The organism is Sphingobium sp. D43FB, from assembly GCF_002312805.1.
In the GTDB taxonomy this organism is placed as follows: Bacteria; Pseudomonadota; Alphaproteobacteria; order Sphingomonadales; family Sphingomonadaceae; genus Sphingobium.
In genome coordinates, this window is record NZ_NMUA01000012.1 from 112,219 (window position 1) to 135,443 (window position 23,225).

At 64.0% G+C, this 23,225-nt stretch carries 16 protein-coding genes; 5 read left to right on the plus strand and 11 right to left on the minus strand.

Going from position 1 to position 23,225, the window contains the following annotated elements; all coding sequences use genetic code 11:
* Positions 1-192 precede the first annotated feature (192 nt).
* Positions 193-3,423: a glycoside hydrolase family 2 TIM barrel-domain containing protein gene (locus SxD43FB_RS12340; RefSeq protein WP_096062431.1), complete on the plus strand. Its 3,231-nt coding sequence runs from the start codon at positions 193-195 to the stop codon at positions 3,421-3,423.
* Positions 3,424-3,474: 51 nt separating this feature from the next.
* Here SxD43FB_RS12340 and SxD43FB_RS12345 read toward each other — a convergent pair whose 3' ends face one another.
* Both SxD43FB_RS12345 and SxD43FB_RS12350 read right to left on the minus strand, forming a co-directional pair.
* The gene (locus SxD43FB_RS12345) at positions 3,475-5,085 is read right to left on the minus strand and encodes a glycoside hydrolase family 43 protein (RefSeq protein WP_096062432.1); all 1,611 of its coding nucleotides are present in this window, start codon (positions 5,083-5,085) and stop codon (positions 3,475-3,477) included.
* A complete protein-coding gene (locus SxD43FB_RS12350; RefSeq protein WP_255245706.1) occupies positions 5,082-6,323 on the minus strand; it encodes an MFS transporter in 1,242 nt (413 codons plus the stop codon). Before SxD43FB_RS12350 ends, SxD43FB_RS12345 begins: the two co-directional genes overlap by 4 nt.
* A 170-nt stretch (positions 6,324-6,493) precedes the next feature.
* On the opposite strand from SxD43FB_RS12350, the gene SxD43FB_RS12355 reads away from it, so the two are divergent.
* The gene (locus tag SxD43FB_RS12355; protein ID WP_255245707.1) at positions 6,494-7,519 is read left to right on the plus strand and encodes a LacI family DNA-binding transcriptional regulator; all 1,026 of its coding nucleotides are present in this window, start codon (positions 6,494-6,496) and stop codon (positions 7,517-7,519) included.
* Between the two features lie 66 nt (positions 7,520-7,585).
* On the opposite strand, the gene SxD43FB_RS12360 is transcribed toward SxD43FB_RS12355, so the two are convergent.
* From SxD43FB_RS12360 to SxD43FB_RS12395, 8 genes are all read right to left on the minus strand, one after another.
* Positions 7,586-10,504, minus strand: coding sequence for a TonB-dependent receptor (locus SxD43FB_RS12360; protein ID WP_096062472.1), 2,919 nt, complete (start codon positions 10,502-10,504; stop codon positions 7,586-7,588).
* Between the two features lie 359 nt (positions 10,505-10,863).
* Complete coding sequence (locus SxD43FB_RS12365; protein ID WP_096062433.1) at positions 10,864-12,234, minus strand: alginate export family protein; 1,371 nt, start codon at positions 12,232-12,234, stop codon at positions 10,864-10,866.
* Positions 12,231-13,802, minus strand: a complete 1,572-nt coding sequence (locus SxD43FB_RS12370; protein WP_096062434.1) for an MFS transporter — start codon at positions 13,800-13,802, stop codon at positions 12,231-12,233. Before SxD43FB_RS12370 ends, SxD43FB_RS12365 begins: the two co-directional genes overlap by 4 nt.
* On the minus strand, positions 13,799-14,206 hold the full coding sequence (locus SxD43FB_RS12375) for a DoxX family protein (RefSeq protein ID WP_096062435.1): 408 nt from the start codon (positions 14,204-14,206) through the stop codon (positions 13,799-13,801). The genes SxD43FB_RS12370 and SxD43FB_RS12375 overlap by 4 nt, the downstream gene beginning before the upstream one ends.
* Before the next feature lie 3 nt (positions 14,207-14,209).
* Entirely contained in the window at positions 14,210-16,135 is a 1,926-nt protein-coding gene (locus SxD43FB_RS12380; protein WP_096062436.1) for an amidohydrolase, read from the minus strand.
* Entirely contained in the window at positions 16,132-16,380 is a 249-nt protein-coding gene (locus SxD43FB_RS12385; RefSeq protein ID WP_096062437.1) for a DUF1427 family protein, read from the minus strand. Before SxD43FB_RS12385 ends, SxD43FB_RS12380 begins: the two co-directional genes overlap by 4 nt.
* 23 nt (positions 16,381-16,403) lie before the next feature.
* The gene (locus tag SxD43FB_RS12390) at positions 16,404-17,243 is read right to left on the minus strand and encodes an alpha/beta hydrolase (RefSeq protein ID WP_096062438.1); all 840 of its coding nucleotides are present in this window, start codon (positions 17,241-17,243) and stop codon (positions 16,404-16,406) included.
* A 74-nt stretch (positions 17,244-17,317) separates the two neighbouring features.
* Positions 17,318-17,974, minus strand: coding sequence for a hydrolase (locus tag SxD43FB_RS12395; RefSeq protein WP_069064380.1), 657 nt, complete (start codon positions 17,972-17,974; stop codon positions 17,318-17,320).
* Between the two features lie 253 nt (positions 17,975-18,227).
* Between SxD43FB_RS12395 and SxD43FB_RS12400 the strand changes: the two genes are divergently transcribed.
* The gene (locus SxD43FB_RS12400) at positions 18,228-21,173 is read left to right on the plus strand and encodes a sensor histidine kinase (RefSeq protein WP_096062439.1); all 2,946 of its coding nucleotides are present in this window, start codon (positions 18,228-18,230) and stop codon (positions 21,171-21,173) included.
* 16 nt (positions 21,174-21,189) lie between these two features.
* Positions 21,190-21,837: a response regulator transcription factor gene (locus SxD43FB_RS12405; protein ID WP_096062440.1), complete on the plus strand. Its 648-nt coding sequence runs from the start codon at positions 21,190-21,192 to the stop codon at positions 21,835-21,837.
* A 7-nt stretch (positions 21,838-21,844) separates the two neighbouring features.
* Here the strand turns inward: SxD43FB_RS12405 and SxD43FB_RS12410 are convergent, their stop codons facing one another.
* Entirely contained in the window at positions 21,845-22,993 is a 1,149-nt protein-coding gene (locus SxD43FB_RS12410) for a fatty acid--CoA ligase family protein (RefSeq protein WP_096062441.1), read from the minus strand.
* Between the two features lie 10 nt (positions 22,994-23,003).
* Here SxD43FB_RS12410 and SxD43FB_RS12415 point away from each other — a divergent pair, with 10 nt between their 5' ends.
* The gene (locus tag SxD43FB_RS12415) at positions 23,004-23,201 is read left to right on the plus strand and encodes a biotin/lipoyl-containing protein (RefSeq protein WP_255245708.1); all 198 of its coding nucleotides are present in this window, start codon (positions 23,004-23,006) and stop codon (positions 23,199-23,201) included.
* Positions 23,202-23,225 lie beyond the last annotated feature (24 nt).

The window sequence follows — 23,225 nt, forward strand, 5'->3', positions numbered from 1 at the left end:
GCGGGCGTAGGATCACCCTGTCGGGCCGCTACTAATGCGAACCACTATCATTCGCAAGTCTCTTTTGCCCTATCGCGATATGCCGGTCTTGGGCACACAGACATAGGCAAGCGATGCTGGCAAGCGGGCTATGCGCCTGCTATGTGAGCGTTACCACGCATCGGAACAGATGCCGTATGATGGAGGGAGCCTATGAAGAGAAAAGCTGCAACCTGGTTGACGGGTCTCACTCCCCTATTGATGGCAGCGCCGGTTGGCGCGCAGAGTCGGCCCGCCGTTCCGCTGACCCCGCAAATCGACAATAGCCGTCCCGACTGGGAAAATCCGGCGGTCTTTGAACGCGGCAAGGAGCCTGCGCGCGCCACCGGCTTTCCGTTCGAAGACAGCGCGCGCGCACTGGCGGGGGATCGCACGGCATCGCGCCGTTTCCTGTCGCTCAATGGCCAGTGGCAGTTTCATTTCTCGCCCAATGTCGATGGGGCACCGTCGGATTTCTTCCGCGATGATTTTGATGCGTCGGGATGGAAGAGCATAAGCGTGCCGGCCGACTGGCAGGCGGAAGGCTATGACCAGGCACGCTACAATAATATCACCTACCCCTTCCCCGCGAACCGGCCGCTGATCCCGCATGATCGCAATCCGGTGGGGTCGTATCGCCGCGATGTCGATGTGCCGCCGAACTGGGCGGGCGAGGATGTGATATTGCACATCGGCGCTGCGGGTTCGGCCTATTATGTCTGGGTCAACGGACAGCAGGTCGGCTATAGCGAGGACAGCAAGCTGCCGTCCGAATTCAACGTTTCGCGCTTCCTGCGTCCCGGCAAGAACAGCATCGCGATCCGCATCTATCGCTGGTCGGACGGTTCCTATCTGGAGGATCAGGATTTCTGGCGCGTGTCGGGGATCGAGCGCGAAATGTTCCTGATGGCGGCACCGAAGACGCGCATTCGCGATTTCGCGGTGCGGGCCGGACTGACGCAGGATTGGCGCGACGGGACGCTGGAAGTGGTGGCGAAGGTGCTGCCCGGCAGCGGGCCGATGACCATGCGGGCGACGGTGATGGATGGCGAGCAGACCTTGTCGCGCCGAACGGTCGCGGTCGTGTCGGGCACGGCCGAACAGACGGTGCGCGTTGCCGACCGGCTGCCGGGGGTGCGCGCCTGGTCGGCCGAAACGCCCAATCTCTACACGCTGCTGCTGGAACTGTTGGACGACAAGGGTGCGGTGGTGCAGGCGACCGCCCAGCGCATCGGTTTCCGCGATGTCGCGATCCGCGATGGGCAATTGATGGTCAATGGCCGCCCGATCATGATCCGCGGCGTTAACCGGCACGAGCATGACCCGGACACGTTCCACGTCATTTCGATGGCGTCGATGCGGCGCGACATGGAGATGATGAAGCGCAACAATGTCAACGCGGTACGCACGTCGCATTATCCCAACGACCCGCGCTGGTATGACCTGGCCGATGAATATGGCCTCTATGTCATGGACGAGGCGAATATCGAATCCCATGCCTATATGGAGATGGGATGGAAGGGCGAAGCCGAGCGCAAACGCTATCAGATCGGCTATGATCCGGCCTGGGACGCGGCCCATGTCTCGCGCGTGGTCAACATGATCGAGCGGGACAAGAATCATCCGTCGATCATCTTCTGGTCGCTGGGCAATGAGGCGGGCATCGGCCCAGCGTTCGAAAAGGCGGCGGCGGAAGCGCGGCGACGCGACCCGACGCGACTGATCAACTATCTGGGCTGGGGCACGCTGAGCGAGCCGAAGCCCAATGCCTATGCCGATATCTTTGCGCCGATGTATTATAGCGTCGACCAGACGATCGCCTATGCCCGCGATCCGCGTTTCACCCAGCCGCTGATCCAGTGCGAATATGCCCATATGCAGGGCAATAGCGGGGGCAATATGGCCGACTATTGGGAGGCCATCTACGCCCATCGCAAATTGCAGGGTGGTTTCGTGTGGGATTGGGTGGACCAGTCGATGCACGCGCGCGACGAGACGGGTGAGCCGTTCTGGGGCACCGGCGGGATCTATGGTCCCAATCCGGGGGGCGACATCGAATTTGGCGACGGGTTGATCCAGCCCGACCGCACGCCCAATCCGCATCTGTTCGAACTGCATAAAGTCTATCAGCCGATCGCCTTCCGCGCCGATGACCTGGGCAGCGGGCGGTTCACGGTGATCAATCGCCATGATTTCCGCAGCCTGGCCGATTTCGATCTGGGCTGGATCTTGCTGGAAGACGGGATCGAGGTGGCGCGTGGCGCTATCCCCTCCCCCGCTGTCGCCGCGCGATCGGAGGCCGCAATTACCGCTGCCTTGCCACAGACCCGCAAGGCGGGCCGCGAATATGTCGTGACGTTGACCGCGCGCGCGCGTGGCGGGGCAGTGCCGCTGGTTCCGGCCGGGCATCTGGTCGCCTGGGACCAGTTCGTCGTGCCGGGTGCCGTGATGGCGCAAGCGTCGGATGGTGGCGGGCCGGTCAGCGTCGCCGATGATCAGGCCAATATCGTCCTGGCGGCGGCGGGGTCTGAGCTGACGATCGACCGCGCGACCGGGCTGATCGCCTATCGCAAGGAGGGCCGCAATATTCTGTCGGGCGGCGCGCCGCATTTCTATCGCGCGCTGATCGACAATGACATCGGCACCGGCGTCCCGCGCACCCATGCGATGTGGAAGACGGCTTCGGAGAAGCGCGTCGTCGAAGCGGTGACGGTGGACCAAGCGGACAAATGCGCCGTCGCCGTCAGCGTCCGGTTCAACGTCGGCGATGGCGTGGCGCGGTTCGAAAACCGCTATGTCCTGCGCGGCGATGGTCAGGTGGCGGTGGAGGCGCAGTTCACGCCGTTGCAGACGGATCTGCCCGATCCGCTCCGCATCGGCCTTGTCTATAGCATGCCGCCGTCGTTCAAGAGCGTCGAATGGTATGGCAAGGGGCCGCATGAAAGCTATGCCGACCGCCAGACCGGCGCGGCGCTGGGCCGCTGGACCGGCGCGATCGCCGATCAGCACCATGATTATATGCGGCCGCAGGAAAGCGGGAATAAGGTCGGGGTGCGATGGATGAAGGTTAGCGGCGCGACCATGCCATCCCTGACCGTGAAGGGCATGGAGCCGCTGTCCGCCAATATACTGGCCTTTCCCTATGATGACCTGGCGCGGCGTCCGCCCGGCACCTGGCGCAGCAGCGATATCAAGCCACATGGCAACGTCACGCTGCTGATCGACAAGGTGCAAAGCGGGGTCGGTGGCACTGATAGCTGGAGCGCGCTTGGCCGACCGTTGGAGCCATATCGCATTCCGCTGACGCCGCACCGCTATGGCTTTACGCTGTCGGTCGATGCAGAGGGGGTGGCGACGAGAGGCGCGCTGCCCGCCGCCGCGACGGACATGCCGATCCGCTTCTAACGCAAAGGGGGGGCGCTGCCTGTCGGTAGCGCGCCCCCATTTTATTTCGCGTCAGCCGTCCCGCTCGATATAATGGAAATAGTCGAAGTCGGCGACGGCCCCTGTGCCCGCCATGTCCTGACAGGCCATGCCGACGAAGGTGCCGGTGAAGTTGGGCAAATAGGGCAAGGTCGCTTCATCGGACAGGATGCTCGCGTCCCAATCGCCGGGAACTTCGTGCCAAGCCTCTTCATCGGCCATGCGGTAAGAGAAGCGCATTGTTTCATGATCCACGTCCAGCCGCAGGCAGACAGGGCCGCGCGCGATCGGGATGGCGGGTGAGGTGACACTGGGGCGGGCCTCGTCGGGCACGACCGACAATATCTGGATCACCGGTTGCCCCACATCGTCGGCGGTGATGTGCAGATAGTGGAATTTCGTGCTGTTATAATAATGGATCAGACCGGCCGACTGCTGGAAATTGGCGGGATCGAAGTCGACCAGCGTTTCCGCGCTGAAGCGCCATTCGGACTGGCGTCGCGCGACCAGCGCCTGGGTGAAATGGCTGCCCACGGACTCGCGCCCGAACAGACGCAGATGGCCCGGCCGATCGGTTAGCGAGAAGATGTGGTCAGGGTAAGGCGTGCGCAGCCATTGGAACGCGGGTGGCAAAGTCGGATCGTCGAAATCCGCGCGTTCATCGGTCAGATTGCGCGCGACGCTCACGTTTCCGACCGACGCCATCGGGCGGCCCGACCCGTCGATGGTGCGCAGCCAGCCATCCTCGCCCCAGCGCATCGGCTGAATCGCGGTTTCCCGGCCCAATATGCAGCGATCGGACGCGGGCAGCGGGCGGCCGCACAGATAGACGAGCCAGGGATCGCCGTTCGGCGTTTCCACCAGGTCGCCATGGCCAGCACGGGCGAGCAGCCCGTCGGGCTGATCGCGCGCCGTCAGCACCGGCCCATCGGGATGCAGGTCATAGGGGCCGAAGAGCGACCGCGACCGCGCCATCACCACGGCATGATTGCGCTCCGTCCCGCCCTCGGCCACCAATATATGATAATAGCCGTCGCGCTTGTAGAGATGCGGCCCTTCGGTAAAGCCCAGCGGGCTGCCAGCGAAGATATTATGCCGCTCGCCCAGAAGGCGGCCGGTTTTGAGGGACATTTGCTGAATGACGATCCCGGCGAAGCGTTTGTGGCCGGGGCGATGATCCCACAGCATGTTGAGCAGCCAGCTGCGGCCATCATCGTCGTGGAAGAGCGCGGGATCGAAGCCGCTGCTGTTCACATGGACGGGATCGGACCATTCGCCATCGATACGGTCGCACCACACCCAATAATTATGGAAGTCCCGCAGCGATACGTCCGTCCGGTCGGATCGGGTGGTGCGGCCATAGCGTTTGACGTCGGTATAGGTCAGGTGGAACCGGCCATCGGCATAGCTCAGATCCGGTGCCCACACCCCGCAGGAATCGGGATTGCCCCGCATGTCGAGCTGGGCCGGGCGGCGCAGCGGCCGGGCGACAAGCTGCCAATTGGCGAGGTCACGGGAATGGTGGATCTGCACGCCCGGATACCATTCGAAGGTCGACGTGGCGACATAATAGTCGTCGCCGACCCGCACGATCGAGGGATCGGGATTGAAGCCCCGCAGGATAGGATTGGTAATCGAGATCATACCGGTTTTCGCACCAAGGTCCAAAGTATCGCGGCGCCGACAAGGTCCAGCAGCCCAAGGAGAATGAAGAAGGGGCCATAGCCGACCTGGTCGACCCAACTGCCCAGCAGCAGGGTGAAGATCAGCACACCCAGATTGGCCGCCGTGCCCGCGATGCCGGTGGCCGTCGCCACCTCATCCTGCGGGAACAGGTCGGCCGACATGGTGATGACGGTGACCGACAGGGTTTGATGGGCAAAGCCCGCGACACAGAGCAGGGCGATAGCCGCAACCGGGCTTTGCACGACGCCGACGAACATCATCGAACACATCAGCACCGCGCCGATGGTGAAGGCGCCCCGCCGCGCGTCGATCAGATGGACGCCGCGCCGCTGGAGCCAGGCGACCAAGGCCGGCCCCGCAAGACAGCCAAGGTCGGCGGCGAGGAAGGGCAGCCAGGCGAAGATCGCAATCTGCTGAATATCGAAATTGCGCACCTGCACCAGATAGAGCGGCATCCAGAGCGAGAGCATCCCCCAGACCGGATCGGCGAGAAAGCGCGGGAGCGCGATGCCCCACATATCGCGACGGCGCAGCATCGTGCGCAGGTCCGGGCGCTTGCGCTTCTGCTGCAGCTCCGCTTCCTGGCCATCGAGGATCTTGGTGCGTTCTTCCGCGGTGATGGCCCGGTGCCGTGCAGGCGTCTGATACCAGAATAGCCACAGGATGAGCCAGACGAGACCGAGGCCGCCAGCGACGAAGAAGGCCGCGCGCCAGCTATGGGTGAGAACCGCCCAGGCCACCAGCGGCGGCGCGGCGACGGCACCCAGTGATGCGCCGATCTGGTACAATCCCCCTGCGGTCCCGCGCTCGCGGGCGGGGAACCATTGGGACACGACCTTCATGCCGGCGGGCTGCGCGCCGCCTTCGACCAGGCCGAGCGCGCCGCGGAGCGCGAGAAAGCCGAGCCAGCCCTGCACCAGTCCATGCGCCATGGTGATGAGCGACCAGATCAGCACGAAGAAGGTGAAGCCGTAGCGCAGGCCCGCAATGTCGAGGACATAGCCTGCGACCGGCTGAAACATGATGCCGATCTGGAATGCGCCGGTGATCCAGGAATATTGTTCGGACGTGATGCCCTGTTCACCCATGATCGTAGGGGCGGCCACCCCCAGGACGCTGCGCGTGAGATAATTGATGGTCATCGCGATCGCGAACAGACCGATGATGGTCCAACGGATATGCCGGAAATAGGTCAACAGACATGTCCTGCGTTAACGTTATCATAGCGATGTAGGCGAAGGCGGCCGGACGCGGCAAGCGCTAATGTGCAGGATGCCTCGCATCCGCCCTGATCGACGCCATCGTCTTTGTCTTGACGGGCCTGCCATCTCGCTAGAAATGGTGCGATTGGTTCGAAAGGATGATCTTGAAGCCTCCCCATCCTCAGCAGCGCAGCGCGACCGTGGTCGATGTCGCCAAGCGTGCAGGCGTGTCCGCGATGACCGTGTCGCGCGTTATCAACGGCAATGGCAAGGTGCGCGCCGAAACCCGTCTGGCGGTCAACGCCGCCATTGCGGAGCTGAACTATACGCCCAATGTCGCGGCCCGCGCGCTGGTGACGTCGCGCGAAGTGCGGATCGGCGTGATCTATTCCAATCCGAGCGCCGCTTTCATGCATGATTTCCTGATCGGCGTGTTCGAGGAAGCGTCGGTCATGGGCGCACAACTGACGCTGCTGGGCGGGCAGGATGGTCGCCCGCCGCCGCCCGAAGCGATCCACCGCCTGATCGGATCGGGCGTTGGCGGCATCATTATCGCGCCCCCGCTGGGGGAATCGCGCGTGGTGCGCGACCCCATCCACCTGGCGCAATTGCCGATGGCGGTGGTGGGTGGCTATGCGCGCGATGCGATCTGCGTGCGGATCGACGATCGGGCGGCGGCCTATGACATGACCAAACATCTGATCGGCCTTGGCCATCGTCGCATCGGCTTCATCATCGGCAATCCTGGCCAGTCCGCCAGCGAAGACCGGCTGGCAGGATTCGATGCCGCCGTGCATGAAGCCGGGGGTATTGAGACGATATTGGTCCAGGGAGACTTCTCCTATACGTCCGGCTTGCTGGCGGGCGAGCAGTTGCTGGATATCGACCATCCGCCGACCGCCATCTTCGCGAGCAACGACGACATGGCCGCGGCCGTCGTCTCCGTCGCCCACCGCCGCCACCTGTCCGTGCCCGAAGACCTGACCGTTGTCGGCTTTGACGATACCACCGCCGCGGTGACGCTGTGGCCGCCGCTCACGACGATCCGCCAGCCCGTGCGCGAACTGGCGGCCGAAGCGTTGCGCCTTTTGACCCAGGAAATCAGCACCTCGCGCAAGGTGCGCCATCCCAAATGCCTGTTGGGCCATCAGCTTATCGAGCGGCAATCGACGGCCGCCATCGCGGGATAGACGATGGCGGCCGTTTCGATCGGCGGGTGCAGGGGGAGGTCGCACCGCCGACCGTATCGGTAAAGGTCAGAATTTGAAGCGCACACCGGCACGATACATGCGGCCCACGACATCATAGAGAGCAGGATTGGCGAAATAGGGCGAGCGTGCCGGGTCACGATCGAACAGATTGTCGACCTTGGCATAGGCGGTGATCGCAGGCGTCAGATTATAGGTGCCGCCTATGTCCATGTAGAAGGCACCGGGCATGAAATTATTGTCGATCGTCGGATTATTGTTGGTCGACGCCGGGCAGCTGCCGGGCTGACATTCGACATATTGCTTGCCCAACACGCCGTCGGAAAACCAGCGTTCCTGAACATAGAGGGAGAAGGTGTCGGTGGCATAGGTCTGGATCGCCAGCCATTTCCAGTCGGGCGTATTGCCCAAGTTCGCGCCCGCCGAGTCCAACGGAACCGAACCGAACAGACCATTGTCGGTCACGAATTTGCGGATATGGGTCGCCAGCGCGCGCAGCGTCAATGTGCCGTCCAGCCCCAGTGGCCGCTGCCACACATAGCTGGCTTCGATATCGATGCCCTCGGTCTTGATCGACGCCAGGTTGAAGGCCTGGACATTGATGAAGTTCGGCCCGTTCTGGTTGTTCAGATTGAACGCATTGCAGGCGTCAGGCAGGATTTCGCGGAAGCAGAGATTGACGATGTCGCCAGCGCCCAGGCTGGAAATCACGTCGGTCAGGTTGATCTTGTAATAATCCACCGACAGGCTGACGCCGGGCAACCAGGGGGCATTGGCCAGCGCCACGCCAAAGGTCGTGTTGCGCGCGATTTCCGGGGTCAGGTCGGTGTTACCGATCTGGTTCTGAATGGCGAGCACGTTGACGTTGCGGAAGGGATCGAAGAAATTGGGCAAGGTGGTGGTGACGGGCGCTGCGAACAATTCCGACAGGTTGGGCGCACGCACATCGCGCGAGGCGACACCGCGCAGACGCAGCCCCTCGATCGGCAGGTCCCAGGTGCCGCCGACCTTCCAGGCCCACACCGTTCCCGACGTGCTATAGTCCGTCACGCGTGCTGCGGCATTGATATTGGCACGACCGACGGAACTGCTGTCGAACAGCGGAAGGTCGACTTCGACAAAGGCTTCCTTGACGCTGTAGGCACCCTGGCCATTCTTGTAATTGCCCGCATACCAGTTGTTGCCATCGGTCAACAGCGCGGGATCTGCGGGATATTCGCTATTATTGGGCGACAGTTCCGATACGCCTGCGCCATAGGGGTCGGCCGTGACCTTATAATATTCATGGCGATATTCCGCGCCGAACGCGACCGAAAGTGGTCCTGCCCAAAGATCGAAGGGCGAGCCGGAGAAATTGAGGCTGACCACATCCTGCGTCTGGCGGGTCCGCTGATAGGGACCGTTTTCGGGCATGATGTAGGACAGGGCAGCGGCCGATGGCGGTGCGCCGCCAAGGATGTTGAGGGGCACGCAGCCATTGGCTCTGGCGACCGGATCGGCACAGACGATCGCGCCGTTCAGCGTCACCGCCTGAATCGCCTGGTTGAAGCGGCGGGACAGCATGATGTTGGTGACATCGACGTCGGTATAATTGGTGCCATGCTGATAATAGGCATCATAGGTCCAGTCCGACCCGGCAACCGGCACGCGACCCTTCGCGCCCGCGACGAAGCGATATTGACGGCGGTCGGTATAGACCTGCGTATTGCCCAGCGCCGCATTGCTGGTGCCATAGGCGAAATTGGTGATGCCCGCCGTGGCGCACGCCTGCTGCACCGATGCTGGCACGAACGGGTTGCTGCATTCGATCGTCAGGTTGGGCCGGTTCATACCCCCAACCGGCTGGTTGTTTGTTTTCACCTGCGCAATATTGACGGTCCCGTAAATTTCATTGTCGGGGGCAAATTCGAAGCCCAGGCGGCCGTAGGTATTGAGCCGCTTGATGCTCGATTGCAGCGATCGACCGGCATCGACATTGCCCGACAGATCGCCGCCGATGCAGAAGCCGGGATAACAGCCATTGACCGCACCCGATGCGTTGCCGGACGGCGTGCCGTTGGAACCATATTGGAACTGGAACGGATTGCCCGCCTGGTCGAAGGCGATGCCCTGCAACGGCCCCGCGGTGATCAGGCCATATTTGGTATAATTATAGGGCTGCGCATTATCGAGCAGCAGATATTGGGGCGATCCGTCGTTGAGCGCGTTGCGATTGATCAGCGTGGTTTGCTTGAACCAGTCGCGGCCACCGGCCAGCCCGATGCCGAAATCGCCGCCGCCGACACCAGCCTCATCACCATATTCGGCGCTGACCACGGCGCGCAGACGACCGTCGAGAAAGCTTTTGCCCGCCGCCAACTGGACGAGATATTGCTCATTATCGCCATAGGTGGACACGCCGCCCTGGACGTTGCCCTTGAACCCTTCAAAGCGCGTGTCCGTGATGAAATTCACGACCCCGCCCACGGCGTCGGAGCCATAGGAGGCCGAAGCGCCGCCATTGACGACATCGACCTGCTTGATGAGCAGTTGCGGAAAGAGGCTGACATCGGGAACGCCTGTGACATTGGCACCGACGACGCGCTGGCTATCCAAGAGCGTCAGGGTGCGGATCGGCCCCAGGCCGCGCAGCGAGAAGGAGGACAGCCCCTGCTGACCGCTCGACGTGCTGAACGTGTTGACCGTGGAGCCGGTCGACCCTTGCAGCGAAGGCAATTGGGCGATGGTGGTGAAGATATTGGGCTGCGCATTGGCCTCGATCTGCTCGGTGCCGATCATGGTGGTGGGCGTGGGCGCATTGAAGCCGTTGGACGTGATCCGCGATCCGGTGACCACGATATCCTGGTTCGTCGGGGCGGGCGCGGCCGGTGCCGATTGCGGCGCTTCCGATTGCGTGGCGGCGGGCTGCGGAGCCTGCTGCGCCAGCGCCACGGATGGCAGGGCCAGATTCGATGCTATCGCTATCATAGAGCCGGTAGCCACATAGGCGCGCCGCCATTTCAGCCGATATTGTGCCGTCGTCTTCCGTATCATGTCCATCTCCCAGTCTTTGTATTTATTGGATATTTATAACTGAACCCGCGAAATCACCCTAAGCCTGCATTCGCGTGCCGAACAGCTGGAACAGTCAGATCATCCGGCCTGCCGAAAATCGGAATGGTAACGTTAACCCGATTTATTGTGACGGCCCGAAGCTGTCAACAATCTTATGGTAGACCACTGACATTTATGTCGGCCATTTCGCTTCAGTCGACCGACAACGGCGTCGCAGGCAGACATGGGAAGAGCCACAGGCTGTTGAAAAACAGGATTTTTCGGGCCCGTTTTTAGAAGCGGAACAGGATTTCCGTCCCCACCATGCGGATGGGGCGGGCGGGGCCGGTCTGGCGCAGGAAGTCGCCCGCGCGGAACAGCGATGCGGAAGCGGAGACGGACAGGATCGTGCTGGCCTGCCAGTTGGCCGATAGTTCGACCTGATTGCCGATGTGCCGGGATGCCCCCTGCCCTGCGGCGCGGATCAATTGGCCGGGGACATCATAAATGCCGTCCCCGCGACTGAAGCGCCAATAGGCGATTACCGCCAGTTCGGCCGTCAAGCCCCGGCCCAGGTCGACATCGATGCTGGGATGCAGGTTGAGGATATTGCGCGGGCCGATGGGCGTCAGTTCGCCGAAATATTTGCCCTTGGGAAACAGCGCGTTGAACGTGCCCAGCCGGTCATCCTTCGGGTCATTGTCGCCACTGGCGGCATTGGCGCGCAGACGAAGGCGGGGCTTGAGCGGCGTGTCGGCAAACGCATAGCTGGTTTCGGTCGCAATCGACCAGGCTTTGATGGACTGCGAGCCGAACCGACCACGCTGGAGCATCGCTTCCCAGTTCCAACCCAGTGCCGCATGAGTGCCGAACAGCCTGACGCCATAAGTTTGCCGTCGCTCGCGCGCGATCATACCGGCATAGCGGGCGGCGGCGGCGCTGTAACGGAGGGCGTAAAGATCGACTTTCACGCCTGTCGCCATGGGTGTGGTGACATAAAAGCCGTCAAGCTGTTTGGTCGGCGAACGGCGGTCATCAAAATTGCCGGACTGCACCGCCATGGGCTTTCCATGGAAGGCCTCGATCCGGCTGTTGCCCCGCTCCAACATCAGCCGGACGCCGTCGAAAGGCTGCGGGATGTTGGGGCCATAGCGCAAACCGACCAGCCGCTCCGATCCAAGCGCAATCAATTCGCGCCCAGCGCGCAGCGTCAGCGACGCTCGATCGCCGATGGGTAGCTGGATATCGGCAAAGCCCTGAAGCAGGTCCAGGCCCGTTTCATCCGCCGGTCCAGCCCCCGCCCCCACGCCTCTGGCATAGCCGCCAATCCCCTGGACAAAGATACGCGCGGGGCCGGCATGTAGGTCGGCCAGCGGCATGACGCGCAACCAGAGATAGCCATCGTCCGGGGCGGGCGGCGTGCCCCAAAGATTGTCGGCAAAGCCCTCATAGCAGACTCGCGCCTCCGCGCCCAATGTCAGCGTGAAACGGCCGTCTTCATCCAGCGGCCGGTCCTTCAACCGCGCCCACCAGTCGGCGCGGCGGTCGGGGGTTCCGCGCAGCTGCGACCAATCCTCGTCATAGCGCAGGTTGGTCTGCGCGACTTGCGCCTCGGCAACCGACGGCAGGCCGATCGAAGCCGCCAGCAGCAGCGCCCGGATCATCGCGCGACGAGATGGCGGACCAAGGGCAGTACGGCATCCACCTGAAACGCCCGCACCGCGTCCTGCTGCACCCGGTCGGCATTGGTCACGCGCTCATGCTGGCGCAGATGTTCGAGCCAGCTTTCGACGGTGAAGGTTTCCAGCACCCGGCCGGGCTGCGCGACATCCTCATAGACGCCCCAATGGATCGCGCCATCGCGGCGACGGATGCGGCGCATGTCCTGCATCGCGGCGAAAAAGTCGGGGACCAGGGCCGGGTCGATCCGATATTCGATCGTCACCAGCACGGGACCGCGATCCTGCTCGATCACCGCTTCGATCATGGGCGCGGGCCAGTGGAGCGAGGGCGCAAGGTCGAACCGGGCCGCGCTGTCGAGCGGATAGCGCCACGCCAGCAGCAGCGACGCGAGGACCAGCGCCGTCGCCGCCAGCATCAGGGTCGCCGGAGCGCCGATCTGCCCGGCGATTGCGCCCCACATCATGGCGCCAGCGGTCATCGACCCCTGAAAAACCAGCAGATAGATGGCCAGCGCGCGCGCCTTCACCCAGCCCGGCGACCGGGCCTGCGCCCCGCCGTTCAGCGCGGCCATCATCGCGATCCATGCGAAGCCGCCCGCCCCTACCGCCATCGCTGCCACCAGGAAATTGCTCGACCAGGAAAGACCCGCCATCGCGGCGGCCAGCAGCACTGACGCCGCGACTGTCGTGCGATTGGCCCCCAGACGTGCGCGCAAGCGGGGCATCAGGATCGCCCCGGCGACCGCGCCCAGCCCCATGAAGGCCAGCAGCCCGCCATAGCCCGCTGGCCCCAGCGCGAGGTCGCGCCGCGCGACAATCGGCAGCAGCGCCCATAGGCCGCTGGCGAACAGGAAGAAGCCGATCGAGCGGATCAGCACGACCTGCAATTCCGGGGCGCGCAGGGCGTAGCGCAGGCCGGCCCGCATCGCGCCGACAAAATGTTCGGCGGGCAGATGTCGCGTCGCACCCTCCCGCCGCCAGCGGAGCATGACGATGATGACGCCCAGCACCGATACCGCATTGAGCGCAAAGACAGCGGCGCTTCCGGCGATGGCGATAATGAGGCCGCCCAGGGCCGGGCCGATCGCGCGGGCGATGTTGACGCCCAGGCTGTTGAGCGCGACTGCCTGTTGCAAGGCGGGGCCAGGCACCAGTTCGGGCACGATCGCCTGAAAGGTCGGGGCCGACAGCGCCGCCCCAACAGCAATCGCGGCGGTCAGCGTCAGCAGCACCCATGGCGTCGTGAGCCCGCTCCCAGTCGCGATCGCGAGGATGCTGGTCGCGACCAAACCGAACAGTTGTGCGCCGATCAGCAGCTTGCGTCGGTCCACGATATCGGCGAGCGCTCCAGCGGGGAGCGCGAAGAGAAACATGGGCAGGGTCGTAGCCGCCTGGACGAGCGCCACCATCAGCGGGTCGGTGGACAGCGACGTCATGAGCCAGCCCGCGCCGACATCATGCATCCATGTGCCGATGTTCGACACGATCGTCGCGATCCACAGCGCGCGAAAGACAGGACTCGCGAGCGGCTTGTCGTCCGCGGCGGTCATTGGCCGCGCTCACGCAGGATCGCGGCCATCATCAGCCCGCCGATCAGGCCGATATGCTCCAAGAAGGTCACGCGCTCATGAAAGCGCGCGATCGGATCGGCCATCTGCCAGAAGGGGTGCGCGATTCCCGTCGCCAAAGCCGTGAACAGGCCGAGCGCACCGGCCCCAAGCCACGCCTGCCGCCCGGTGATGATCAGCAGCGATGCGCCGATCTGAACCAGGATCGTCAGCGCCGCCACCCCGGCCGGGGGCTGCAATCCGAAATGCGCGGCTTCGGCCAGCGCGCCGTTCCAGTCGATCAGCTTGGCGATGCCGCTGGTCCAATAAGGCAGGGTCAGCAGAATGGCCGCGCCGGTCGCGAAACGGCGATCGGCCAGCAGGGCGGCGATGGGGCGCGGGGCCATGGCTCAAACCGCCCAGCAGCCGCAGCCGACCGCGCCCCAGAAGCTCTGGACGTCAGCGGCGGGCACTTGCGCGCCAAGGGCAGCGGCATGGTCATGGCCATGGACGGCGCAGCCAGATGCGCATCCGCAGGCCGAGGCCAGCTTAGCCGCCATGTCGTCACGGCGATAATGGCCGCCGAAGGTCGCGACCGGCGACCAGTCGGGCATAGCCTTGGGTGCGGTTGGCGCGAGTGGGCCGAACTCTCCTTCGCCATAGACGATTCTACCACCCAGCACCGTCAGCACAGATCGCAGCAAGGCGATGTCATCTTCCGGCACGCTGAAATAATCGTCCGACAGCAAGGCGAGATCGGCCAATTGCCCGGCCTTGATCTGCCCTTTCTTGCCGACCTCGTTCGAGAACCATGTGTTCCTTTCCGTCCACAGCCGCAGCGCGGTTTCGCGGTCGAGCCGGTTGCGGACGGGATAGAGCCGCAAGCCCCCGACCGTCTTCGACGTCACCAGCCAGCTAAGCGATACCCAGGGGTTGTAGCTCGCGACGCGGGTCGCGTCCGTGCCGGCGCCGACCGGAATGCCCGCCGCCATCATCTTGGCGATCGGCGGCGTCGCTTCTGCCGCCTTGGCACCATAGCGTTCGACGAAATATTCGCCCTGGAAGGCCATGCGATGCTGCACCGCGATGCCGCCACCCAAGGCCGCGACCCGATCGATATTCCGGTCGCTGATCGTTTCGGCATGGTCGAAGAACCAGTTGAGGCCGGTGAGCAGAATATCCTTGTTCACCTTCTCGAACACATCGAGCGCGCGGCCGATCGTCTGGTCATAGGTCGCATGCAACCGCCAGGGCCAGCGGCGCTCGGCGAGCAGGCGAATGACCGGCTCCAGGTCGCCCTCCATCTCCGGCGCCATATCGGGGCGGGCGACACGGAAATCTTCGAAATCGGCGGCGGAATAGACCAGCATCTCGCCCGCGCCATTGTGGCGATAGCTGTCGTCGCCATCGCCCGGCTTGATCTGAGTCGACCAGCTCGCGAAATCCTTCAGCTCTTCCTTGGGCTTTTGGGTGAAGAGATTATAGGCAATGCGCAGCGTTAGTTCGCCATCCTGATGCAGCTTCTCAACGATCGCATAATCGTCCGGGTAGTTTTGCGATCCCCCGCCCGCGTCGATGACGCTGGTGACGCCGAGCGAATTCAGCTCACGCATGAAATGCTTCGTGCTGTTGAGTTGATAGTCGGGCGGCAGCTTCGGTCCCTTGGCCAGCGTCGCATAGAGGATCGTCGCATTGGGCTGAGCCAGCAGCAGGCCGGTCGGGTTGCCCTGCGCATCGCGGACAATCTCGCCACCCGGCGGATTGGGCGTGTCCCTGGTATAGCCCACGGCGCGCAGCGCTGCCGCGTTCAGCAGCGCGCGGTCATAGAGATGCAGGATGAAAACGGGCGTGTCGGGCGCGGCCGCATTGATCTCCGATATGGTGGGCAGGCGTTTTTCGGCGAACTGATGTTCGGTAAAGCCGCCGACCACGCGCACCCATTGCGGTGGCGGCGTATTTTCAGCCTGCCGTTTGAGCATCGCCATGGCTTCGGACAGGCTCGGCACGCCTTCCCAGCGCAATTCCATATTATAATTGAGGCCACCCCGGATGACGTGAATATGGCTGTCGATCAGGCCGGGGATCAGGCGGCGGCCCTGCGCATCGATGACGGTGGCGCCCGGCCCGGCGGCGGCGCGGACATCCTGTTCGCGGCCCACCGCCAGGAACTTGCCGTCGCGAATGGCGACCGCTTCCGCCACCGGATTTTCGCGATCCAGCGTCGTCACCTTCGCATTGATCAGGATCATGTCTTTGGCGGTCATGGCGAAGCTCTCCGTGGCGGTCACAAGGGCAGTGGAGGCGGCGCTGGCGAGCGCCTGGCGGCGAGTGATCATGCGTCGCGCCCTGAATTGGCAGGCAATTTGCCCAGCACATGATGGGCGCAGTCCGTGGCGACGAAGCGGGTCAGTTCGGGCAGGCTGGCGAGGCGCTGGGCGATGGGGATCAACTGCTCCCCCACCAATATCCCCGCCAGCCCGACCAGCGCGATGAGCGGCGGGGCGGGAGAACGGACACCCAAGAGGCTGTAGACGATACCGACCAGCAGCCCGGCACCCAGCGCAAGACAATAGGCTTTCATGGGGTCGTTCTCCCGTTCCTGAGTCAGGCCTGGATGAAGGCGAGCATGTCGGCGTTCAGCACGTCGGCATTCACCGTCAGCATCCCGTGCGGATAGCCTTCGTAAAGTTTGAGCGTCGCGTCGGGCAGCAATTGCGCCTGCAGCACGGCCGCATTTTCATACGGCACGATCTGGTCATCATCGCCATGCAGGACGAGCGTCGGCACGGTGATCGCCTTGAGGTCATCGGTCTGGTCGGTTTCGGAAAAGGCCTTGATGCCTGCATAATGGGCGAGCGCGCTGCCCATCATCCCCTGCCGCCACCAATTGTCGATCACGGCGGGCAGGATGGTCGCCCCGTCGCGATTGAAGCCGTAGAAAGGCCCGGCCGCGACATCGCGGAAAAACTGCGCGCGGTTGGCAGCGAGCGCTTCGCGGAACCCGTCGAACGTCGCGATCGGCAGGCCACCGGGATAGCGATCGGTCGCCAGCATGATCGGTGGCACGGCGCTCACCAGCACCGCCTTGGCAACGCGCCCATTGGGCAGGCCGTGGCGCGCGACATAGGCCGCCACTTCGCCGCCGCCGGTCGAATGGCCGATATGGACGGCGTTGCGCAGGTCGAGATGATCCGCGACCGCCGCCGCGTCGGCGGCATAATGCGCCATGTCATGACCGAAATCGACCTGGGCGGAGCGTCCATGGCCGCGACGGTCATGCGCGACGACGCGATAGCCCTTGGCCAGGAAGAATAGCATTTGCGCGTCCCAGTCGTCCGACGAGAGCGGCCAGCCATGGTGGAACATGATCGGCTGGGCATCCTTGCTGCCCCAGTCCTTGTAGAAGATATCGACGCCGTCCGTGGTGGTGATGAAACTGCTCATGGGAAATCTCCGGTGGAAGAAATTGGGTTTAAGGCCCTGACCGGATCGAGTGTGATCCGGTCAGGGTGCCGGGATCAGTGACCGCCTTCGGACGCGCCGAACATGGTCTTGGCATAGGTGATGCCGATGCCGTAGCCACCGCCCCATTTGCGGGCGATGCCGGTGGTGAGGTCATAGGTTTCGCCCCGTGCCCAGTCGCGCTGGAGTTCGAGCAGATATTGCAGCGCCGTAATCGGGCGAGCGCCCGCCTGGATCATCCGCGCGACGGCACGCTCATGCGCTTCTTCGGAAATGTCGCCGCACGCGTCGGTAATGACATAGACTTCAAATCCCTGTTCCAGTGCGGACAGGGCCGGGCCGACGATGCAGACGCTGGTCCACAGGCCCGCCAGGACGATCCGGCCCTTCCCGATGCGGTTGATCTCTTCGATCACGGCGGCATCCTCCCATGTGTTCATCGATGTCCGATCGAGCATTGCCTGGCCTGGAAAGGGATCGGTGATCTCGGTGAACATCGGGCCGGAAAAGCTCTTTTCGGCAACCGTGGTCAATATGGTGGGGACGTTGAACCCGGCTGCGGAACTGGCAACCAGCGCGGCATTGTTGCGCAGCAGTTCGGGCGCGATCGACTTGGTGGCGAAGGCCATTTGCGACTGGAAATCGATCAGCACGAGCGCATGATCGGATGGCGACAGCAAGGCGGTTGCCGGTGTGGCGGTTGCGGTAGGCATGGACAATATCCTTTCGACGAGGACAGGAATGGGGGGCAGCAATAGGCGCTTCCTGCAAGGCGATCGTCACGGTGACGATCGGCAGGGGCAATGATTACACCCGAAGCCCGCTGGCCCCCACACTGGCAAGGGGGATAGGCGGCTCCCCCATTTGGGGGAGCGCGCGCTATGGTCACGCCCGACCCCATCCGATAGGTTGCGGCAACGCGCATCAGGGGGACTATCTTTGCGCCATATCAGGTCATGGTTGCTGATGGTAGCAGCGCTGGTGGCGACGCCACTCGCCGCCGCGGGCATAGAGGGATTCAAGCATAGCAGCTGGACGCCCGAACAAGGCGCGCCCAGCAATGTCGTCGGCATCGCCCAGACGCCGGACGGCTATCTGTGGATCGCGTCGGCCGAGGGCGTCTTCCGCTTCGATGGGTTGAGCTTCGAATCCATACCGGCCCCGCGCGAGGCGCGTTTCGCCCATGCCATCCCGACCTCTGTCTTTGCCGATCGGGATGGCCGCTTATGGGTGGGCTTCAATCAAAATGCGGGCGCGGCCGTCTATCGCGCCGGTCGCTTGCACGCCCTGTCCATGCCGGCGCCTCCGCCCTCTATCCTGAAATTCGCCCAGACCGCCGACGGTGCCCTGTGGGCGTCCTGGGGCGGCCAGGGGGACAGGTTATTTCGTTATCGTAATGATAATTGGCAGGTCATGGACCGGCGCTTGAACCTGCCACCGGGCGAGATTGCGGCGATAGCCTCGACAGCGGATGGCAGCCTTTGGGTGACGCTGGGCAACAGCCGCGCGGATGGCACGCTCGCCCGGCTGTTGCCCGGTGCCGCCCGGTTTCAGACAGAGGCCGACCGCATCGGCTTCACCATGCTCGCCCGCGCGCCCGATGGGGCGCTATGGATTTCGGATCGCAATGCCACCCACATGATCCGCGATGCCAAAGGCGCTCCGCCCGTCCGCCCGCGCCTGTTCCCGCCAGTCGCCGGTGCCGCCGTCCCTACCCTGGCCTTCGACCGGCGCGGCGGCATCTGGGGCACGACGCGCGGCGTCGGACTGTTCCGGCTCGATCCGGCGACGGGCACGGGTGTCGAGCGGCTGGAGGTCGGCCGCATGCTCTCATCCGATGCCACGATCGATGCCTTCACCGATCGCGAAGGCAGCATCTGGGTAGCGACCGATGTCGGGCTGGATCGCTATCGACCCGCCGCCATAGCCCGTCTGTCGGCCATCCCGCCCGATGTGCAGGATGGCCTGAAACTGGCCCGCGCCAGTGACGGCACGGTCTTCGTCGCGGGAAGCCAGGCTCTTTATGCCCTCGCACCCGGCGGCCCCGCGCGGCGCATCGCCGATGGCCTGGGTCGCGTCGCAACGCTTTGCCCCGCTTCGGACGGCGGCATATGGATCGCCCATGGCAAGTCCATGACGCGCTATGACGCCACGGGTCCATCGACCAGCTTCGCCCTGCCATCAGACCCCGTCGCCCCGACCAGTTGCGCGCAGGACCGGCGTGGACGGCTGTGGATCGATGGCGCGGGCGTGCTCTGGGTCGGCGCGAAGGCACGCTGGCAGCGGGCCGCCGCCGACCTTGAGGGTGGCGGCGCGCTGGACATCGTCGCCGATCCCGATGGCAGCGGGGTGCTGGTCAATACAGGCCATGCCGACCTGCTGAAGCTGGATGCCGTCACCAGCCGCGGCGTACCTGGCCCTCCGCTCGCCATCGGCGCGCTAGCCGCGCTGTGGACAAGCCAGGATGGCGTCTATGCCAGTGGCGCAAAGGGCATAGCACGCATCGCCGGTAGCCGGGTGCAGCGTATCGAGGCGAAGAACAATCCTTGGCTCGTCGGCGTGCGCGGCATGGCGCTGGGCAGGGACGGTGCCGCCTGGTTCCTGGTACGCCTCGGCATTGTCCGGGTCGCTGTCCGCGATCTGGCGCGGGGCTTTGCGGCGCCCACGACCGCCCTGCCCCATCGCCTGTTCGACAGCCATGATGGCTATGCGACGCGCGGCCAGGCAATCAGCTTCCGCACGCCGCAGGTTGCCGCGACCGGCGATGGCCGCCTTATCTTCGCGACGCGCGCTGGCCCGCTTCTGGTCGATCCGGCCGATGCGGTCCGTAGTCCGCTGTCGCCCCCGGTCAGCATCCGCAGCATTGCAGCCGGATCGCTGGTGCGGCGCGATCCCCCCGCCAGCCTGACGCTGCCAGCAGGCACGCACACGGTTCGGATCGGCTTTGCTGTCAACAGCCTCGCCGTGCCCAGCCGTAACCGGGCCTTTTATCGCCTCGAAGGTCAGAGCGGCGGGTGGACGGCGGCGGGCGGACGGCGCGAGGCGACCTATACCAATTTGGGACCGGGACGCTACCGGTTCCAGGTGATCGCGGTCAGTGCCGATGGCGTCTGGAACCGCCGTGGCCAGACACTTGCGATCACTATTCCACCGACCTTCCTGCAAAGCTGGACCTTCAAGCTGCTCTGCATGGCGCTGGGCCTGGCCTTGCTGTGGGTGGCCTATCGCATCCGGCTGCGCTTTCTGGCGCGCGAAATCCGCTCGCGCCTGCTTGATCGGCTGCGCGAGCGGGAGCGCGTCGCGCGCGATATCCACGACACGCTGCTGCAATCGATCCAGGCGCTGATGCTGCGCTTTCAACTCGCGGCCGATGGCTTGCCTGCGGGGCATCCGGCGCGCGGGCAGTTGGAGGAAGCGATGGACCGCGCCGATGATGTGATCGCCGAAGGGCGGGACCGATTGAGCGACCTGCGCCGGACGGAGGGCCTGGAAGATCCCGAAGCGGCGCTACGCGAGATTGCCGGGCATCAGTTGGCGGGGACGGCGATCGCGATCACGATACGCTCTTCCGGCACGGTCCGGCCGATCGATGCGGTGGCCTGGGACGAGCTCGCCAGCATCGCGGCCGAAGTCCTGTTCAACGCGGCCCGCCATGCCCATGCCTCCGCGATGGTCGCCGAAATCCAGTATCGCAGCACCGGCCTGACCTTGCGCATCACCGACGATGGCATCGGCATCCCGCCACATATGGCCAAGGAGGGACGGCAGGGCCATTTCGGCATAGCGGGTATGCGCGAGCGGGCCGCCCGGATCGGCGGCCATTTCCGCATCGAAAGACGGCGCGAGGGCGGAACCGAAGTGACCGTGACAGTGCCCGCTGCCATGGTATATGGGAGCAGCAGAAAGCGATAGCGGCAGGTGGGCAGGCATGAGCGGTGTGAACGACGCATCCGAGCGCGACAGGCCGATCCGTCTGCTGGTCGTCGATGATCACCCGATGGTGCGCGAGGGGATTTGCGCCACGCTGGCCAGGCAAGACGACATGGTCATCGTCGGCGAGGCCGAAGACGGGGTCGAAGCATTGGCCCTGTTCCGCGACCTTCGCCCCGATGTCGTGCTGATGGACATTCAGATGCCCCAGATGGATGGCATAGAGGCGCTGCAGGCGATCCGCGCCGCGCGGGCCGATGCCACCGTCCTCATCCTGACCACCTATCCGGGCGACGTGCAGGCGCATCGCGCGCTGCAGGCGGGCGCAGCCGGCTATCTGCTCAAATCCTGCCTGCGCAAGGAACTGGTCGATACCGTGCGCGCCGTGCATGCGCACCGCCGGGTGATTTCGCCCGCCGTTGCACAGCAATTGGCGCTGCACGACCCGCAGGATCGGTTGACCAACCGCGAAGTCGATGTCCTGCGCCTCGTCGCCGAAGGGCAGCCGAACAAGCAGATCGCCTGGCAATTGTCGGTCTCGATCGAGACCGTCAAGTCGCACCTCAAATCGATATTCGAGAAGCTGGGCGTGGACGACCGCACCCATGCGGTAACGGTCGCCGTCCGCCGCGGCTATTTCAGCTGATCGGGCTTCACGCCAAACCCAATTCCGCGACAAGTGCCTTTTGCAGGCGGAATTTCTGAATCTTGGACGTCGACATCGGCCATTGATCGACAATGCGGACATGGCGCGGCACTTTGAAGCTCGCGACCTTGCCCTTGCAATGATCGATCAGTTCCTGCGTGGTCGTCTGGCTGCCATCGACCAGTTCGACGAATGCGGCGGGCACTTCGCTATAGCGGTCGTCGGGTATGCCCACGACCTGCGCCAGCTTCACCGCGGGGTGGCTCTGCAGCATCGCCTCGATTTCCGCGGCCGCGACATTTTCGCCGCCGACCTTCAGCATATCCTTGGTCCGGCCGCGGAACATCACCTGCCCGTCTGCATCCATCGACCCGATATCGCCGGTGTGGAACCAGCCATCACGCATGACTTCCGCCGTTTTTTCCGGGGCGTTGTAATAGCCCTTGAGCATGTTGGGACCGCGTATCACGATCTCGCCATGCTCGCCCGGCGCGCAATCCCGCCCGCTTTCGACGTCGATGATGCGCATTTCCCATTCGTCCAGCACTTCGCCGCATCGGCCGGTGCGCTGTTCGAAACTATTGTCCAGCCTGCTGGTCGAGACCGTCCCGGCGCCTTCGGTCAGGCCATAGGTGCCGACCTGAATCGTGTGCGGCATCGCCGCGGTCACCGCATCCTTGATCCAGGCGGGTTGTACCGCGAAATTGGAATTCATGATCCGCAGGCTCGACAGGTCGGTGTCCCCGAATGTCGGATGGGTTATCAGATCCTGCATGATCGTGACGAAGCTGGGATAGGCGATCGTCGCCTTTTCCCGGCCCAGCATTTCGAGCGCCACGCCCGCATCGAAATAGGGCACGGTCATATAGGCACCGCCCAGATCAAGGATCATCGTCATCGGCAGAATGCCCGCGATGTGGAATATGGGGAGCGGCGACCAGACCTTGTCGCGTTCGGTAACCTGATAGCGCTTGCCTAGATTGCGGCTGTTGCCGACCTGCGCCCGGTGGGCAATCATCGCGCCCTTGGGCGTGGCGGTGGTGCCCGATGTATAGAGAATCATCGCTACATCATCGGCGTCTACCGCGTCGATCGCATCATCGACCGCTTGTTCGGGGACATCGGCACCCAGCGCCAGCGCTTCGCTGCCGCTCATCGGGATGGGAATGCAGGATGCCGAAATCGTCCGATGGCTCAAGGGTGTCGGCGACAAGGTCGAGGCAGGCGAACCCTTGGTCGAAGTGGAAGCAGCCAAGACAACCGTCGAAGTGCCGTCGCCCGGTTCGGGAACCCTGACCGATATTCTGGTGGCGGAAGGTGAATCCGCCGATGTCCGCAGCCACATCGCGACGATCTTGGTCTGACATGCCAAGGACATGGCGCAAACG